The organism is Legionella quinlivanii (assembly GCF_900461555.1).
GTDB lineage: Bacteria > Pseudomonadota > Gammaproteobacteria > Legionellales > Legionellaceae > Legionella_C > Legionella_C quinlivanii.
This window is the reverse complement of the sequence record NZ_UGOX01000001.1, coordinates 1,229,775-1,245,387: the sequence shown is the minus strand read 5'-3', so window position 1 is coordinate 1,245,387 and position 15,613 is coordinate 1,229,775. Positions and strand designations below refer to the sequence as shown.

Below are 15,613 nucleotides of genomic sequence, written 5' to 3'. Positions count from 1 at the left end.
GTTCAGCGCAAATTGTTCTAGTGTATAACAAGTCTCTTAATTAAGTGAATGAAATTTGTTTCCAGCTCCGAGTGGTTCCCGAAATGTGTTCAAGTAAGGGGCAACCTAGTAACTGATTCATAGTTTTCATTGATTTAGTTCTCGAATGGGTCTATAACATGTGCACATGAATTTTCTTGGAGCCCTTTGATGATGTCTGTAGAAACAATAAGAAAAAATGATGCTGTCTCCCCTATTCATGACGATTTTCTGGAATATGCTTTAGGACACGGCTTTGGAGAAGTTCATTTCAAAGTAGACTCTGCAACCGGCATGAAAGCAATGGTTGCTATTCACAATACAAAATTAGGCCCTGCTTTAGGCGGCTGCCGGTTTATCGAATATCCGAACACACAGAGCGCCATCTATGACGCTATGCGCCTAGCGCGAGGCATGAGCTATAAAGCCGCCTCGGTTAATTTACCCCTGGGAGGCGGTAAAGCCGTTATTATCAAACCCGCAGGAAATTATGATCGCGAGGCCTATCTTCACGCCTTTGGTGAATTTGTAAATGATTTGGGCGGCCGATACATAACTGCGCTCGATAGCGGAACCGAACTACGAGACATGGATATCATCGCTCAACATACACCTTATGTGGCCAGTTTATCAAGCCACAACGGCGATCCCTCTCCATCTACTGCGAAAGGGGTGCTTAGAGGTATCCAGGCAGCTGTTGAATTCAAATTAGGCAAAAGCAGTCTTTCTGGCTTGCATGTTGCCATCCAGGGCCTTGGACATGTCGGTTTCTTACTTGCCCGTCATTTGCATGAGCAAGGAGCAATACTCAGTGTCTCTGATGTCAACCCGGAAGTGGTCGAACGCGCGGTAAAAGAATTCGGCGCTACTGCCGTTTCTACTGATGTCATTCACAAACTGCCTTGTGATGTCTTTGCTCCCTGTGCTCTTGGTGCGATCATTAATGATATGAGTATTGGGCAACTGCAGACAACAATCATTGCCGGTGCCGCTAACAACCAGCTTGCGCATAGTTATCACGGTCAACTACTGCATGAAAAAGGCATCCTTTACGCAGCCGATTATGTGATCAATGCCGGGGGGCTTATCTTTGCAGCGAGCAAGTATTTACATACGCCGGAAGATTTAGTGAATCAGCAAATTGACAGCATCCGCACTCACTTGCTGGAAATTTTCTCTCGTTCACAAAGAGAAAACCAGCCAACCAGTGTGATTGCCGATACCATCGCTCAGGAAAAATTGGCATAATGTCCTTTTTGCAGAGTTTGTGCCAAGGATAATTAATGAAACAATTGCAACTCACGCCGGACTTGTACGACTACATGTTGTCAATTTCGCTGCGCGAACATCCGGCGCTTAAAGCATTACGGAAGGAAACTTCGACGATGATGCTAGCCGCCATGCAGGTGGCCCCGGAACAAGCGCAGTTTATGCAGTTTTTACTGAAAATGCTCGGAGCCAGGAGGGTACTGGAAGTCGGTACCTTCACAGGTTATAGCGCTTTGGCGATGGCCTTGGCACTGCCCGACGACGGTCAGCTAATCACCTGTGATATCAGCAAAGAGTGGACGTCCAAAGCACACCCCTTCTGGGAAGCATCTGGGCAGGCGCATAAAATTGAGTTACGCCTGGGCCCTGCAGTAGATACATTGCAGGAGCTGCTCAATGAAGGCCAACGTCAATTTGACTTTATTTTTATTGATGCGGATAAAACCAATTATATCAACTATTACGAACTTGCTTTAAAACTTATTCAACCGAATGGTGTTATTGCTATAGACAATATCTTTTGGGATGGCAAAGTCATTGATCAGTCTGAAACCGGTGGACAGACCCGGGAAATAAGACGTCTTAATGAATTACTAAAAAATGACGAACGGGTTGAGACCAGCTTGCTGGCCATTGCCGATGGCTTGTTTCTGATTAAACTCAAACCGGAATAGTCATAAAATGTAGATTTATCGTATTGCGCAGCCAATTTAACAAGGAGTTACTATGCATCACAAGCATTTAGATCACAATCCCTGCGGTTTGGATGGTTTCGCGTTCCTGGAGTTTTCCGCAGAAAATCCCGAGTTATTATACAAGCAATTTGAAGAAATGGGATTCACTGCAATCGCCACTCATAAAACCGAGGACATTGTCCTTTATCAGCAGGGACAGATTCAATTTATCGTGAATGCCGCGAAAAACACCCAGGCTGAAGAGCATGCCAAAACACATGGCGCAGGTGCATGTGCTATGGGATTCCGCGTTAAGGATGCCAAACAAGCCTATGCTTATGCACTGCAGCATGGAGCCACTGCCTTCCAGGATTGTAAACATGCAGATCACGGCTTATTAGGCATTCAGGCCATTGGAGGCAGCGTCATTTATTTTGTAGACGACAACCACAAACCGTTTACTGATCACTGGAATATCAATAAAGTCGATAATGTCGATGGCACCGGTCTGACATTTATCGATCACCTGACTCATAATGTATATCGCGGTAACATGGATAAATGGGCGCAATTCTATGCGGAAATTTTCAATTTTTCACAGATTCGTTTTTTCAATATCAAAGGTAAAATGACTGGTTTAATCAGTCGGGCGCTTGGTAGTCCTTGCGGAAAAATTAAAATCCCTCTGAATGAATCAAAAGACGACCAATCACAGATTGAAGAGTTTTTGCATGAATACCGCGGTGAAGGCATTCAGCACATTGCTTTAAACTCCAATGACATTTGCCACACAGTACAGGCATTACGCCAAAATTCAGTCAAGTTTTTAGATGTTCCTGACACCTATTATGAAATGATTGACTCAAGAATTCCCTGGCATCGGGAACCTATTGCCAAATTAAAAGAACAGAAAATTCTGATCGATGGTGAAAGGGAAGAGTGCGGCGGCCTGTTGCTACAGATATTTACCGAGAATGTGTTTGGTCCTGTCTTTTTCGAAATCATTCAGCGTAAAGGCAATGAAGGTTTCGGAGAAGGAAACTTTCAGGCCTTATTTGAAGCGATTGAACGCGATCAAATACGCCGCGGAACTTTGTCAGCCTCTTAATCGTATGGCTCATTTTCCTAAATCCCGTGTGTCCCAAAGCCGCGCGACTTGTTCGGCGTTGTTGCGTAAATGAAGATAGGTGTACAAAAAACTGTCTTTGCGAGCGTTAGCGAAGCAATCCAGCTCCTTGCTTTGTTCAAATAGCGATCTGGATTGCTTCACTTTGTTCGCAATGACGGCAGGTTAGTTGCCAGGTTCTATATAAGCAATAACGCCGGCTTGTTCGCGGGATCCAGAGGCCTGGCGGCAAGAATATAGGACTTTCACTTAAATCCCTTACCCCAAGATAAAAGGAACGCTTTATGAAGTTAGCCAGCCTCAAATCTGAATCCAGAGACGGTATTCTCTGCGTGGTTAATCAATCTGGAACCAAAGCTGTTCGTGTCAGTAATATTGCACAAACATTGCAAAATGCCCTGGAGCGATGGCCTGAGGTAGAAAAGCCTCTTGGAGCAATCTATCAGCTTCTCAATGAAGACAAACTGAGCGAGGCTTTCTCTGTCGATACTCAGGAAATGCACTCCCCCCTGCCCCGTGCTTTTCAATGGGCTGACGGCAGCGCTTATGTGAACCACGTAGAGCTGGTCAGAAAAGCGCGCGGCGCTGAACTTCCTGCTAATTTTTGGACCGATCCACTAATGTATCAGGGAGGATCGGATGCATTTCTTGGACCTCGAGATCCTATTCTTGTTCGTGATGAAGCCTATGGTATTGATTTTGAGGCTGAGGTTGCAATAATTACGGATGATGTTCCAATGGGTGTTACGCCGGAAGAGGCTGCCAGGCATATTAAATTACTTATGCTGGTTAATGATGTGTCTTTAAGGAATTTAATACCCGATGAGCTCGCCAAAAGTTTCGGCTTTTTTCAATCCAAACCTGCCAGCAGTTTTTCACCTTTTGCAGTGACCCCTGATGAGCTAGGCAAGCACTGGGATGGCAATCGTCTGCATCTGCCGCTGATAAGTCACTTGAATGGAACTCTTTTTGGACAGCCCAACGCCGGCATGGATATGACCTTCTCTTTTCCACAACTCATTGCTCATGCCGCTAAAACGAGAAATCTCGCCGCAGGTACTATTATTGGTTCGGGAACTGTCTCGAATCTTGACAGAACAAAAGGGTCTTCCTGTATCGCCGAACGGCGCATGCTTGAAATTCTGGAGCAGGGAAAACCCAGCACGCCATTTATGCACTTTGGGGATCGTATTCATATTGACATGCTTGATGTGAACAAACAGTCAATTTTTGGCGCGATTGACCAGATTGTCAAACCGTATACTGAAAAAGGTGAATAGTGAAACTGTATGATTACTATCGCTCGACAGCGAGTTATCGAGTGCGAATCGCTTTAAATATTAAGAATATAAGCTATGAAAAAATAGCTGTTCATCTGGTTAATAACGGAGGCGAACAACACCATCCGGACTATTTGAACCTCAATCCACAAGGTCTGGTTCCCACCTTGGATGAACACGGTCATATTGTAACCCAGTCATTAGCGATTATTGAATATCTGGATGAAATATCCCCCAGCCCTCCCCTCCTCCCTGCCACACCTTTCGGCCGGGCTCAGGTGAGAAGCCTGGCTATGCTAGTAGCCTGCGATATGCACCCACTGAATAATCTGCGTGTATTAAATCAGCTTCGCAGCCAGTTTAAAGCCTCTGATGAGGAGATTAGCCAGTGGTACCATCATTGGCTTAAAGAAGGTTTTGATGCCTTTGAACGGCGTTTATCAACTATACCTCATAAACATCAACTATGTTATGGCAATGAAGTCAGTCTGGCCGATATTTGTCTGATACCGCAGGTTTTCAACGCCAGACGCTTTAATTTTTCGATGGATGAGTATCCATTAATCACGGAAATAGAAGCCTATTGTCTTAGCCTGCCTGCATTTAAAAATGCAGCCCCCCAATAGACCACGAATTAAAAGACCCTTTGCTTGCGCAGAGGGTCTTTTAAATTGGTTCTATGAACTTTTACCTGGGTTACCAGTTCATCACATGGAAATTACCATTAAATGCCTGAAACCCGTGAGCAAGCATGAAGACACCTAAAAGACCCACCAGAACCATAATCAAGTAGTAGGAACTACCGGAATAGACTCTTTGTGCAATCCCCAGCATATTCTCTGGAAATGCTAACCAAAGGATAGATTTAATAACGATAAGCCATGCAATCAGGGTAACCAGGATTTCGTAATCCCACTCCCAGATATTGTGAATTACTAACATTATTAACCCGAAAATCAGCGAAAACGATGCTCCAACCAATATCCATCCGCTATTCGTTCCAACCCGTTTTATCAAATCCTGATAGTATGCTCCCCTGGCAATCATAATAAGTGAAACGATTACCAGATAAAGCCCTAAAATCTGTTCAATTAGCAAAGTGTGAAATGGTACAGTAATCATGGTTAGCTCCCTTAGCCTGTTATTACTAAGTGTAGTATAGATTCGAGCCATTGAAAAATAAGTTAAATTGAGGGAAAACCCTTGCTGTGCTTAGCCTGCCAAGGCTTAATACTATGATAAAAAGTGCTGCAATCAAAACCAGGCTTTACTAATTAAAACTGTATCCACCTGTCCGTTAGGCTCGCGCTTTAACATGCTCCATTCCGCTTTACAGCGTTGTAAATGCCCCATCAGAATACTTTGATTCTCACAGCGGTAATGAATGGGCAAACCATCGAACATCTCTCCCTCATCGACCGCCTTGCATTTTTCACCAGTCGACAGCTCAACCACCCAGGGATAGGTACGCGAAAGATCCAGACTTGCCTGCGCTAAATCCATTGCGGCATGCCTTAATTTAATTTCAACCGATTGTGTACTCCAGGGACTTTCCGGACAGAATGCCTGAGTCTTTTTGCCATAGGGTTTAATAAAGCAGGGATCATAGGTTTGGCCCCCTGCCACACAACGCCAGGCATCCTCCCGCTTGATACGTTGCGACTGCTGAACACATTCACCTGTGTAACTTGATTCAATGGAAGCCACCGGTAAGCCTTCAACGCCTTCAAACGGGTGATAAAACTCAAGTTCGGTATCCTTTGCAACGGCATTAATTGCATTAATGAGCATAAAAATCGTCATTACGAAGCGCAACATGGATTCCCCCATCTGTTATATTTGGTATATTATTCTGTTTTTGCCACAAACCAATTACGATACTGTAATTCATATATGGCTATCATTTGTTTTTGGAGTACATCATGACAGAGGTTTATACGATAAAACAATGCCTTGAAGGTGAAATTAGTGTGGACGAAACCGTTTGCGTTCGAGGCTGGGTTAAAACGCGAAGGGATTCAAAAGCTGGAGTCTCTTTTGTCAGCCTCCATGATGGCTCCTGTTTTGCACCCATTCAGCTGGTCGCTTCAGAGCAATTGCCTAATTATCAAAGTGAAGTCCTGAAATTAACTGCCGGTTGCGCCCTTATCGCAAAAGGGAAACTGGTGACCTCACAAGGTAAAGGACAATCTTTTGAAATTCAGGTTGAGCACCTTGAAGTCGTTGGATGGGTAGAAAATCCTGAAAGTTATCCTATTCAGGCGAAACGGCATACCCTCGAGTTTCTGCGCGATGTAGCCCATCTTCGCCCCCGTACCAATACTATCAGCGCAGTCACCCGTATTCGGCATTGCCTTGCCCAGGCAATTCATCGATTTTTTCATGAACGCGGCTATTTCTGGGTTCATACTCCAATAATCACAGCAAGTGATTGTGAGGGTGCAGGGGAAATGTTCAGGGTCAGCACGCTTGATTTGATGAATTTACCGCACAGTGCAAACGGCAAGATTGATTTTTCCAAAGACTTTTTCGGACGAGAAGCATTTCTCACCGTATCCGGACAGCTTAACGTGGAGGCTTATTGCCTGGCGTTGTCGAAAGTGTATACCTTTGGGCCCACTTTCCGAGCTGAAAACTCAAACACCAGCCGACACCTGGCAGAGTTCTGGATGGTTGAGCCTGAAATCGCCTTTGCCGATTTAAGCGACATTGCCAGACTAAGCCAGGAAATGCTGCGCTATTTGTGCAAGGTGGTTCTCGATGAGCGTTCTGATGACATGGCATTCTTTAATCAATTTGTAGCGCCTGGGTGCATTGAACGCCTGGAAAATATCATTGAATCTGAATTTGAAGTAATGTCTTATACTGACGCCATCAGCGCCTTGCAGAAAGCAGACAAAACATTCGACTACCCGGTTTCCTGGGGATTGGATTTACAATCAGAACATGAGCGTTATATTGCGGAAGAGCTCTGTAAAAAACCCGTTATTATCACTGATTATCCCAAAGAAATTAAAGGGTTTTACATGCGCCTTAATGACGATGGCCGAACAGTTGCAGCAATGGACGTTCTGGCACCAGGTATTGGCGAAATTATCGGCGGCAGTCAGCGCGAAGAACGCCTGGATGTACTCGATCAACGCATGGAGGAATGCAAACTCAGCAAACAGGATTATAACTGGTATCGCGACTTACGCCGTTATGGCACAGTCCCTCATGCCGGTTATGGGTTAGGATTCGAGCGTTTAATAAGCTACGTGACAGGTGTGGGTAACGTAAGAGACGTAATCCCCTTCCCGCGTACGCCGGGTAATGCCAATTACTAAACTTTTGTAGGTTGGGCCAAGGGCCCAACCCCACCTGCAATAATTACTTAGCTTAAGGCGGGATCACTTAAGCACGATTGAGGGGAATCTAAGCTAAAACCCCGTCCTGAATTGTTTTTATCTGACTCATTCTGGAAGCTAACTGCTGATCATGGGTGACAATAACCAGGGCCGTATTCAATGACTGATTAAGTTCCAACATAAGTTCAAACACCCGCTGAGCAGTTCCCTGATCCAGATTCCCTGTAGGTTCATCTGCTAATACAAAACCAGGTTTATGCACCAATGCTCTGGCTATGGCAACGCGCTGCCGCTCCCCGCCGGAAAGCTGTGAGGGCTTATGAGTCACTCTGTTTTTCAAGCCTACTTTTTCAAGCATTGAGTAGGCTTCGGATTCAGCCTCTTGCACAGAGTGATCACCAAGCAGTAAAGTCATAGCGACATTTTCAAGGGCAGTGAACTCGGGTAGTAAATGATGGAATTGGTAAACAAATCCCAGATGCTGGTTTCGTAAACGGCAACGCTGCTTTTCTGAAAGACTTTGCCAGTTTTTGTTGTCAATTGACACCTCGCCTCCACTGGGCTTGTCCAATCCGCCCAGCAAATGCAGCAAAGTGCTTTTTCCCGAGCCGGATGGACCAATAATGGCCAGACTTTCACCCTGATTTACTGACAGATTAATCCCTTTCAATACGTTAACTGTTGCCGTTCCATCATGATAGGATTTACTTAGATTACTGCAGGATAAATTAATCTTACTCATAGTGAAGCGCCTCCGCAATCACGGTTTTTGAGGCCCGCCAGGCTGGATAGATCGTAGCCAAAAAGCTCATCGTCAGAGCTGCGGCACAAATTTTAATTAAATCGCTGATCATAATTTTTGAAGGCAGATAATCTACGAAGTAAATGCTCGAAGACAAAATCCTTGTATCAAAAAAGGCTTGCAGCCAATTGACTATCGCCGTGGCGTTACTGGCTAAAATAATCCCCCCCACAAGCCCTATCAAGGTTCCAATAACTCCCACCAGCATTCCCTGAACAATGAATGTCCATAGGATAACCCCAGGAGTCGCGCCAATGGTTCTCAAAATGGCAATTTCTGATTGCTTGTCATTGACCACCATTACCAGCGAAGAGACCAGATTGAAGGCAGCCACGCCAATGATTAGCAAAAGGATGAGGAACATCATCGTCTTTTCCATTTTGACGGCGTCAAAAAAAGCTCCAAACTGATCCGTCCAATTACCTACCTGGTATTCCTCTCCCAGTTTAGCCGCAATAGTTTCGGATAGTTTGGGCGCATTGTAAATATTATTGATCTTCAGTTTAAGACCGGTTACATCATTGCCAAGCTGCATGAGTTTTTGTGCATCATTCAGATTGATAAAGGCCAGTTTCGTATCAAAATTAAAACCATTTCCAGCTGAAAATACCCCCTCGACTGTAAATCGCTTAAAACGCGGGATCATCCCCGCTGGAGTAACCGTAGCCTGAGGTATCATGATAGTAACTTTGTCGCCAATCATCACCCCCAGATTGTCCGCTAGACCTCGTCCAAGAATAATACCGAAATTTTTCAGATTACGGAGATCGCCAATTAACATCTTTTCCTTGATGTGGCTGACTTTTTCCTCAAGTTCGGGATTAACACCGGTCAATATAATCGGCAATACCTGCCCTTCATTAGTCAATAATCCCTGACCGCCCACAAAAGGCACAATGGCTTTAATACCCGGAACATTGCTTAATTTTTTTTCAAGAGCAGGCCAGTCACTAATCTTTCCATCGCGACCGGTCACAGTAATTTCAGGCGCCATACCAAAAAAACGGCGGTGGATTTCGACATCAAAGCCATTCATCACCGAAAGTACCGTAATTAAAACCATAACGCCCAAGCCAATTCCTAACATGGAGCTTAGGGATATAAACGAAACGAAATGATTTTTTTTCCTGGCACGTGTATAGCGTAAACCAATATAGAGCGCGAGCGGTTTGAACATAGGCATTTTTCTTTATTAAAAGAACATTGTAGTGAAAATTGGCCTGTTAAGATAGACTCAGCCTCTTCTTGGACTCGAAATCTGGTTATGGAGTGATTCCTTGAGGGCTTTAGCATGGTCCGTTGAACTACCCAAACTGAATGGAGGCGCTTTTAATCGCACAGGCTTAAGTTGTTTATTATAAAGATTTAAAGCCTCGTTTTCCGCATAGGTCACCTGGCTTGGAGTAAGAAGCGCCTTTATCTCAACTCCAAGTTCATTCTTCATAGTACTGATATCGGCAAGATTAAAGGGATTGGATAAAGCCAGGCCTTTCCCGAAATACACATTGTTAATCGCAGCCTGAGAATCATACTCGCATAATTCGGCCATTCGTAAATACTGCCAGGTGAGTTGATAAGCCGCTAAGATCATGTCGCTATTGCATGCTCCCTTCAGCTCCCTGGCTAAAAATAGATTAGTGTTCGCCAGCAGCAAAAGACCCGGGGTTCGATGCTTCATCAGCATCGGACTCCAGGTTTTTAATATTTCGCTTAATTTCACCGTGGTGTTTTGTACTTCAGAGCGGCTCACTTGGTGTGCTTCAATCTCTAAATCATTAACCGCTGTTTGAAATGCCTGACAGGAGCCATAACTCATAGCCAGATTTAAATATTTAAGAAAGGCTTTTTCCTGATTTTGTGCCTTCAAACTTACCGCCGAATAGTAAAGTCCCAACCCGAGGACCAATTCGCGATCTGAAAAATCGGTCTGCTTTTGCAGCTTGAATTCAGGAATATCCCATAAACTCAATTTCTCGCGATGCAGCTGCCAAAGACTTTCAAATGCCCGTCCATCAAGAACTTCTCTTGGAGTTCTGTCATTGACATAAAAAAGGGACAGCTCATAAAACGTACAATCAGATAACCCGGAAATAATCTCTTTGACAGGAACTTCAGGTAAATTTAATTGCTTTAAAATCCTTTTTTTGTCGATTGGCATGATTGCTCGCATTTGTAACTATTTGTATACAGTGTAGAACTTTTTTATCTTTATGGCACACGTCTGTAATTTCACCGACTATAGTTATAGAAAGAATCTTATGGGAACACGTGTTATATGGACGCTACACAAAAAAATCGCATAATGACCCGCTTCTTGAAAGAGATCAGTATAAACAAGGGAATTGCTATTCTACCAGAGCAATTAGCCCAATACGCAGATCTGGATGCCGCACTTGAATCAATTGAAGCCAATGGAGTAGGAGTCATTGATTATCATACCGTTGAAAATAATCCCGGAGAATGGCATCGACTGAAAGATATTCTGATGAGAAACGTCAAATTTGCTGAGGGAAGCCCTCCAAGACCCACAGGCTATGATGCGCCGGGTCTTCTTAGTCGAATCGCGTTCTGGCGCAGAGATGATCAATTAAGCACCCTGCCGCAGAATGATTATTATAATCGCAGAACGGTCACAAGCCCCGACAGTGTAGAACTAACCCAATTAAAAGCTGCTGCCCGCGCCAAAATGGAACCCATTATTAAGCAGTTCCTTCACAGAGATTACCCGTTCAGCGCAGCTAATGACGCAAATGTGAAATCAGTGATTGGGCTTTTGGAGAAGCATTTAAAAACACTGACCAAAGGCACTGAGGAGTATGATAAATATAAGCAGCGTTTAGATATGATGAATGATCTGGATAAGATTAATAATCTGAAGCTTATCACAGTGCCAGACGAGATGGGCGGTTCTACCGCTTATTGCGAACTCGCTGAAAGTGCCGGAGGCGTAACTGAAAAAGCGTCCCTGGTCAGCCTTGCTACAGTCAGACAGCAATTGGGTAATTTACGCGATGGAAATCCAACCAATCGCGCCACCTATACTGCAGCAAGAGGAAACTTCAAACTGGGTACAGAGGCAATCATCAAGCTACCCAAGCATGGTGAAATTGTCGAAGTGCAGCGCGAAGCCATGGCTTTGAACGTATCCAGAATGCTGGGACTGGATACTACGCGGGCAACAACAATGACTCACAATGGCCAACCTGCTCTGTTTGTTCCCTTCGATAATATAAGGCTAATGAAAGATTTTGCGCGAGGAAAAACATTCACACCGCTTACCTCCAGCAAAACCTACGAGCATTACTCTACATTAAATCCAGTGGGTGCTGGCCTTCACTCGAATGAATATATTGACGATTTTGGCCCCTCACTTGGCCTGTTTTATCTGTGCAGCGATACGGATGCGATGGGTGGATATAACCAGAACAAGGCATTGCGCGATGCCCGCAGTCTCTTCGTGTTCGATCAGGTGATTATGGGAAAAGACAAACTGGGTTTGGACTCCAGGTTGAGCATGCAGCCTATTGAAACCATCGTCAAGCATACCCGTCATGGACAGGGAAGAAACCGCACGCTGATTGAAGACTCATCCTTTAATGCCAAATTTGACAGCCTTGAGCAATTACGCAGACGGGGAACTTTACTTGCTCAGTATGCGGATCGTGTATCCTATCAGCATGGCCAGCGGGAACAGCAATTAAATCGGCTGCTACAGCGTCGAGATTTAACTACTACTCAACGAAATGCTGCAGAGAAGGAATTAAAAGAAGTAAAAACGCTGAAGAAGGATGCTACCGATTTACGATCTGTAATTATTGAGCGGATTAAAAAAATTGAAAACGTATTTCCCAAACATAAGCCGGCAGAAATCAACCGTGTAGAACTTAGACAAAGCCTTGTTCTTGAAAAACTGCTTCACAACCCGGTGTTGTTTACTTCTCAGGGAAGGCCTTATAAACATCCCTGGACCCACAGACAAGCCAACCCGATTAAATCGGTTGATGCTATCGACGGCGGTCGAGTTATGCTGACTTTTGGTAAAGATGTGTCGCCAGAGATGATCGATTATCTCAAACGGCAGGGCGCAGGCGCCTCTTTGAATTTACGAGGAAATCGTCAACTCATTATCAGTCGGGCTGATCTGGCCAACCTTAATGAAAAAATGCTTCATCCTGAAGCACAATCGGTCTATGCCCATGATAGGCACTATCTTGATCTTCGCGACTTGCGAACCATGAGTTCTGCCTACGAAGCGGGTAATAAAGAAACGATATTGGCCAGTGTTGACAGCTATCATCGAATTATGGCAAGCCATCTTCCGGCGGCTCAAAAAATCAAGGCCATGCAAACCACCCAAAAGGAGATTCAGGACGCTATCAACGGCACAGAAAAGAAAGGGTTCGGCGCACATGTGATGAAAAAGCTGCAGTTTGACATGCAGCAAAAATTGCAGGCAATGATTTCCCCTTTGGAAATGCCGGCCAACCTGACTGCTGCCTTCAATGCAGCGGTTAGACTGGATAGAGTCGCTGAGTTTAACAAAGTAGTTCAAGAGGCGATTAGTAAAAATCGAGTAACCTCAGCAGCATTTACCACGTATTTAACCGACTGCGTTCAACGCGCTGCTGCGGCCACCAATCACTTTGAAGCCGTTGCAAGAAGCCAGGAATTAAGCGATCAGTCTGCTGCTGTTTTGATACAGCTTAATCAGCCAGCCCCTTCATTAGTGATTGATGATGTGAGTGACGACGAGGAAGAAATAGAAGTAATGCCGGTTAGTCTGGTGGAAATAAGGAGTGGCGAACAACAAGTACAAAGAGAGCTTTTGAGTGACGTAAGAGCACCAACTACGATCGTAACACCAACCGATGGTACAGTAAATGATAAACCTGAAGATCCCAGAGTTGATGTTTCTGTTTAATTATGTCTGTGCTTAACCTAAATGGATTTGGAGTGATTATGCCTGTACATGAACGAAGACAACATTTTAGAATTGATGATCAAGTCTATTTTGATTATAAAATACTTCAACCGGGAAGCCTTTGCTCTGACAAGTCTCTTACCGAGGAGTTGCTGGGTCAAAGCGGCCAACGATTTCTGGAGACAACTCAATATTTCCAGACAATTGATTATGAATTAGCTGAACTGACTCAGGCATTAGCGTTAAAAGAGCCTGCGCTAACCCATTATCTTAATCTGATAAATGCCAAAATTGACTATCTCGCCCGCCATTTACTCATGGGTGATAAAATTCACTTGCGCAAAGTGAACATCAGTCTTGGCGGTATGGCTTTTAAAACTAAAGAACGGATTAAAGAAAAAACACTTCTCAAGCTGGTGATCTATACTAAACCCAAAATGGTTCCTATTGTAGTGGATGCAGTATGCGTTTACAGCCAGTATTTGAGTGAAGATTTGTATCGCACCGCAGTGCAGTTTGATGCGCTTTTACCAGAGCAAGAACAGCTTCTCTCACAGCATATTATGCTGGCGCAAGTAAAATGCCGTGCTGATTGAGGTCGATATTGATACACTGACAGGGTTTGTTAGCAAGAACAGTTAATGCAAAAGGACGCGTTGTTCTTTTGTTTTTTTCAAAATTGCTTGCCGGCAATCCTAGCTGTCAATAATTAGAATTTGTAATTTGGAATTTGCTTATGACTCATCAAGTATTTTGTTTAAAACTAAAAAACGAGGCCGAAGGTCTTGAGAAACAACCATTTCCCGGCGCTTTAGGAGAAAAAATACGGAATAATATTTCCAAACAGGCCTGGAATATGTGGCTCTCCCATCAAACGATGTTAATTAATGAATACCGTTTAAGCCTTATTGATCCCAAAGCCCGTGAATTCTTAACCCAGGAAATGGAAAAGTTTTTATTTGGCGAAGGATCAGAACGGCCTGCCGGCTATACTCCAAGAGAATAAATAATATGTTTCACAAGCTGTTACAGATCGATCCGGAAGTGGCAGATGCCATTATTAATAACGAACCAGTCGTTGTACTGGAATCAACATTAATCTCGCATGGGATGCCTTATCCTGAGAATCTGGAAACAGCCTGCATCATTGAGGATATCATCCGAACGATTGGAGCCATCCCTGCAACCATTGCATTACACGGTGGACGAATCCATATTGGAACCAGTGATGCGCTGATGGAAGAACTCGCCCAATCCCCCCACACAATAAAAGCATCCCGCAGTGATATTGCCTATGTGCTCAGTAGAAAGCTCACTGCCAGCACTACAGTCGCGGCAACCATGTTTTGCGCTCATCTGGCAGGCTTGCCCATATTTGTTACAGGGGGTATTGGAGGCGTCCATCAGCAGGTTATCGAAAACTTTGATATTTCTGCTGATCTTATTGAATTGTCTACGACACCCGTAACGGTCGTGTGCTCTGGCGCGAAATCGATACTTGATTTACCAAAAACACTCGAAAAACTTGAGAGCTACGGGGTACCTATTGTCGGTTATCGCACCAACGAATTTCCCGCTTTTTATAGCCATTCCAGCGGCTTACCCCTGGTTCATCGCCTGGACAAGCCCCAGGAGATCGCCGAGTTACTGTATTACCAACATCAATTGGGAATGAGAAATGGAATTGTAGTTGCCAATCCCATTCCAAGAGGGGATGAAATTCCTGAGGCTCAAATTAATCCGGTTATCCAACAGGCAAGAGCGGAGGCAAAGGGTCTGCAGGGAAAATCAATTACCCCTTTTCTTTTAAAACGCATTAATGAATTGACTGCTGGCGAAAGCCTGCGTGCGAATATCGAACTCATCAAAAACAATGCTTCCCTGGGAGCACAAATAGCCATTTGCTATTATCAACAGTTAAAACATTTGAACATCTAAAAATTCAATTTCAACTCAATTAGAATTAAATTAAATCAATTTAATGATTGTTTTTTCAACAGCTTAATTAATTTTATAATTTTCTCAATTATTCTATTGACTTCAAACCCAACTAAGAGTTTAATAGCAACCTCTTGATGGCCAGATAGCTCAGTCGGTAGAGCAGAGGACTGAAAATCCTCGTGTCGGCAGTTCGATTCTGCCTCTGGCCACCATTAAATATGATGCTTTAAAACGA

At 44.1% G+C, this 15,613-nt stretch carries 15 protein-coding genes and 1 tRNA gene; 11 read left to right on the top strand and 5 right to left on the bottom strand.

Going from position 1 to position 15,613, the window contains the following annotated elements; genetic code table 11:
* Positions 1-189: 189 nt before the first annotated feature.
* The 5 genes from DYH61_RS05300 (at position 190) to maiA (ending at position 4,993) form a co-directional block, all read left to right on the top strand.
* A complete protein-coding gene (locus DYH61_RS05300) occupies positions 190-1,266 on the top strand; it encodes a Leu/Phe/Val dehydrogenase (RefSeq protein ID WP_058508656.1) in 1,077 nt (358 codons plus the stop codon).
* 35 nt (positions 1,267-1,301) lie between these two features.
* Complete coding sequence (locus DYH61_RS05295) at positions 1,302-1,961, top strand: O-methyltransferase (RefSeq protein WP_058508655.1); 660 nt, start codon at positions 1,302-1,304, stop codon at positions 1,959-1,961.
* Positions 1,962-2,013: 52 nt separating this feature from the next.
* Complete coding sequence (hppD, locus tag DYH61_RS05290; protein ID WP_058508654.1) at positions 2,014-3,069, top strand: 4-hydroxyphenylpyruvate dioxygenase; 1,056 nt, start codon at positions 2,014-2,016, stop codon at positions 3,067-3,069.
* A 302-nt stretch (positions 3,070-3,371) separates the two neighbouring features.
* Positions 3,372-4,367 (top strand): fumarylacetoacetate hydrolase family protein, encoded by a 996-nt coding sequence (locus tag DYH61_RS05285; RefSeq protein WP_058508653.1) that lies wholly within the window; start codon positions 3,372-3,374, stop codon positions 4,365-4,367.
* Complete coding sequence (gene maiA, locus DYH61_RS05280) at positions 4,367-4,993, top strand: maleylacetoacetate isomerase (RefSeq protein WP_058508652.1); 627 nt, start codon at positions 4,367-4,369, stop codon at positions 4,991-4,993. Before DYH61_RS05285 ends, maiA begins: the two co-directional genes overlap by 1 nt.
* A 70-nt stretch (positions 4,994-5,063) precedes the next feature.
* Here the strand turns inward: maiA and DYH61_RS05275 are convergent, their stop codons facing one another.
* Together DYH61_RS05275 and DYH61_RS05270 are read right to left on the bottom strand one after the other, a co-directional pair.
* Positions 5,064-5,489 (bottom strand): hypothetical protein, encoded by a 426-nt coding sequence (locus DYH61_RS05275; RefSeq protein WP_058508651.1) that lies wholly within the window; start codon positions 5,487-5,489, stop codon positions 5,064-5,066.
* A 132-nt stretch (positions 5,490-5,621) separates the two neighbouring features.
* Entirely contained in the window at positions 5,622-6,185 is a 564-nt protein-coding gene (locus tag DYH61_RS05270) for a hypothetical protein (RefSeq protein ID WP_065236183.1), read from the bottom strand.
* Positions 6,186-6,289: 104 nt separating this feature from the next.
* Here DYH61_RS05270 and asnS point away from each other — a divergent pair, with 104 nt between their 5' ends.
* The gene (gene asnS, locus DYH61_RS05265) at positions 6,290-7,693 is read left to right on the top strand and encodes an asparagine--tRNA ligase (RefSeq protein WP_058508650.1); all 1,404 of its coding nucleotides are present in this window, start codon (positions 6,290-6,292) and stop codon (positions 7,691-7,693) included.
* An 88-nt stretch (positions 7,694-7,781) separates the two neighbouring features.
* On the opposite strand, the gene lolD is transcribed toward asnS, so the two are convergent.
* The 3 genes from lolD to DYH61_RS05250 are packed head-to-tail and all read right to left on the bottom strand — an operon-like array spanning position 7,782 to position 10,674.
* Entirely contained in the window at positions 7,782-8,456 is a 675-nt protein-coding gene (lolD, locus tag DYH61_RS05260; protein WP_058508649.1) for a lipoprotein-releasing ABC transporter ATP-binding protein LolD, read from the bottom strand.
* A complete protein-coding gene (locus tag DYH61_RS05255; protein WP_058508648.1) occupies positions 8,449-9,693 on the bottom strand; it encodes a lipoprotein-releasing ABC transporter permease subunit in 1,245 nt (414 codons plus the stop codon). Before DYH61_RS05255 ends, lolD begins: the two co-directional genes overlap by 8 nt.
* Before the next feature lie 57 nt (positions 9,694-9,750).
* On the bottom strand, positions 9,751-10,674 hold the full coding sequence (locus tag DYH61_RS05250; RefSeq protein ID WP_058508647.1) for a DUF5630 domain-containing protein: 924 nt from the start codon (positions 10,672-10,674) through the stop codon (positions 9,751-9,753).
* Between the two features lie 117 nt (positions 10,675-10,791).
* Here DYH61_RS05250 and DYH61_RS05245 point away from each other — a divergent pair, with 117 nt between their 5' ends.
* The 5 genes from DYH61_RS05245 to DYH61_RS05225 all read left to right on the top strand — a co-directional run bounded on the left by DYH61_RS05245 (position 10,792) and on the right by DYH61_RS05225 (position 15,590).
* Entirely contained in the window at positions 10,792-13,437 is a 2,646-nt protein-coding gene (locus DYH61_RS05245; protein WP_058508646.1) for a hypothetical protein, read from the top strand.
* 38 nt (positions 13,438-13,475) lie between these two features.
* Positions 13,476-14,033 (top strand): PilZ domain-containing protein, encoded by a 558-nt coding sequence (locus DYH61_RS05240; RefSeq protein WP_058508645.1) that lies wholly within the window; start codon positions 13,476-13,478, stop codon positions 14,031-14,033.
* A gap of 140 nt (positions 14,034-14,173) precedes the next feature.
* Positions 14,174-14,443 (top strand): oxidative damage protection protein, encoded by a 270-nt coding sequence (locus tag DYH61_RS05235; RefSeq protein WP_058508644.1) that lies wholly within the window; start codon positions 14,174-14,176, stop codon positions 14,441-14,443.
* Positions 14,444-14,448: 5 nt separating this feature from the next.
* Positions 14,449-15,375, top strand: a complete 927-nt coding sequence (locus DYH61_RS05230) for a pseudouridine-5'-phosphate glycosidase (RefSeq protein WP_058508643.1) — start codon at positions 14,449-14,451, stop codon at positions 15,373-15,375.
* A gap of 139 nt (positions 15,376-15,514) precedes the next feature.
* Positions 15,515-15,590, top strand: a tRNA-Phe gene (locus DYH61_RS05225).
* The last annotated feature ends 23 nt before the right edge of the window (positions 15,591-15,613 follow it).

Excerpts from the sequence above, each read along its gene's own strand:
- DYH61_RS05270 (WP_065236183.1), bottom strand. The coding sequence starts at position 6,185 with ATGTTGCGCTTCGTAATGACGATTTTTATGCTCATTAATGCAATTAAT.
- DYH61_RS05235 (WP_058508644.1), top strand. The coding sequence starts at position 14,174 with ATGACTCATCAAGTATTTTGTTTAAAACTAAAAAACGAGGCCGAAGGT.
- hppD (WP_058508654.1), top strand. The coding sequence starts at position 2,014 with ATGCATCACAAGCATTTAGATCACAATCCCTGCGGTTTGGATGGTTTC.
- DYH61_RS05255 (WP_058508648.1), bottom strand. The coding sequence starts at position 9,693 with ATGTTCAAACCGCTCGCGCTCTATATTGGTTTACGCTATACACGTGCC.
- DYH61_RS05230 (WP_058508643.1), top strand. The coding sequence starts at position 14,449 with ATGTTTCACAAGCTGTTACAGATCGATCCGGAAGTGGCAGATGCCATT.
- DYH61_RS05245 (WP_058508646.1), top strand. The coding sequence starts at position 10,792 with ATGGACGCTACACAAAAAAATCGCATAATGACCCGCTTCTTGAAAGAG.
- DYH61_RS05250 (WP_058508647.1), bottom strand. The coding sequence starts at position 10,674 with ATGCCAATCGACAAAAAAAGGATTTTAAAGCAATTAAATTTACCTGAA.
- DYH61_RS05240 (WP_058508645.1), top strand. The coding sequence starts at position 13,476 with ATGCCTGTACATGAACGAAGACAACATTTTAGAATTGATGATCAAGTC.
- lolD (WP_058508649.1), bottom strand. The coding sequence starts at position 8,456 with ATGAGTAAGATTAATTTATCCTGCAGTAATCTAAGTAAATCCTATCAT.
- DYH61_RS05295 (WP_058508655.1), top strand. The coding sequence starts at position 1,302 with ATGAAACAATTGCAACTCACGCCGGACTTGTACGACTACATGTTGTCA.
- DYH61_RS05285 (WP_058508653.1), top strand. The coding sequence starts at position 3,372 with ATGAAGTTAGCCAGCCTCAAATCTGAATCCAGAGACGGTATTCTCTGC.
- asnS (WP_058508650.1), top strand. The coding sequence starts at position 6,290 with ATGACAGAGGTTTATACGATAAAACAATGCCTTGAAGGTGAAATTAGT.
- DYH61_RS05275 (WP_058508651.1), bottom strand. The coding sequence starts at position 5,489 with ATGATTACTGTACCATTTCACACTTTGCTAATTGAACAGATTTTAGGG.
- DYH61_RS05300 (WP_058508656.1), top strand. The coding sequence starts at position 190 with ATGATGTCTGTAGAAACAATAAGAAAAAATGATGCTGTCTCCCCTATT.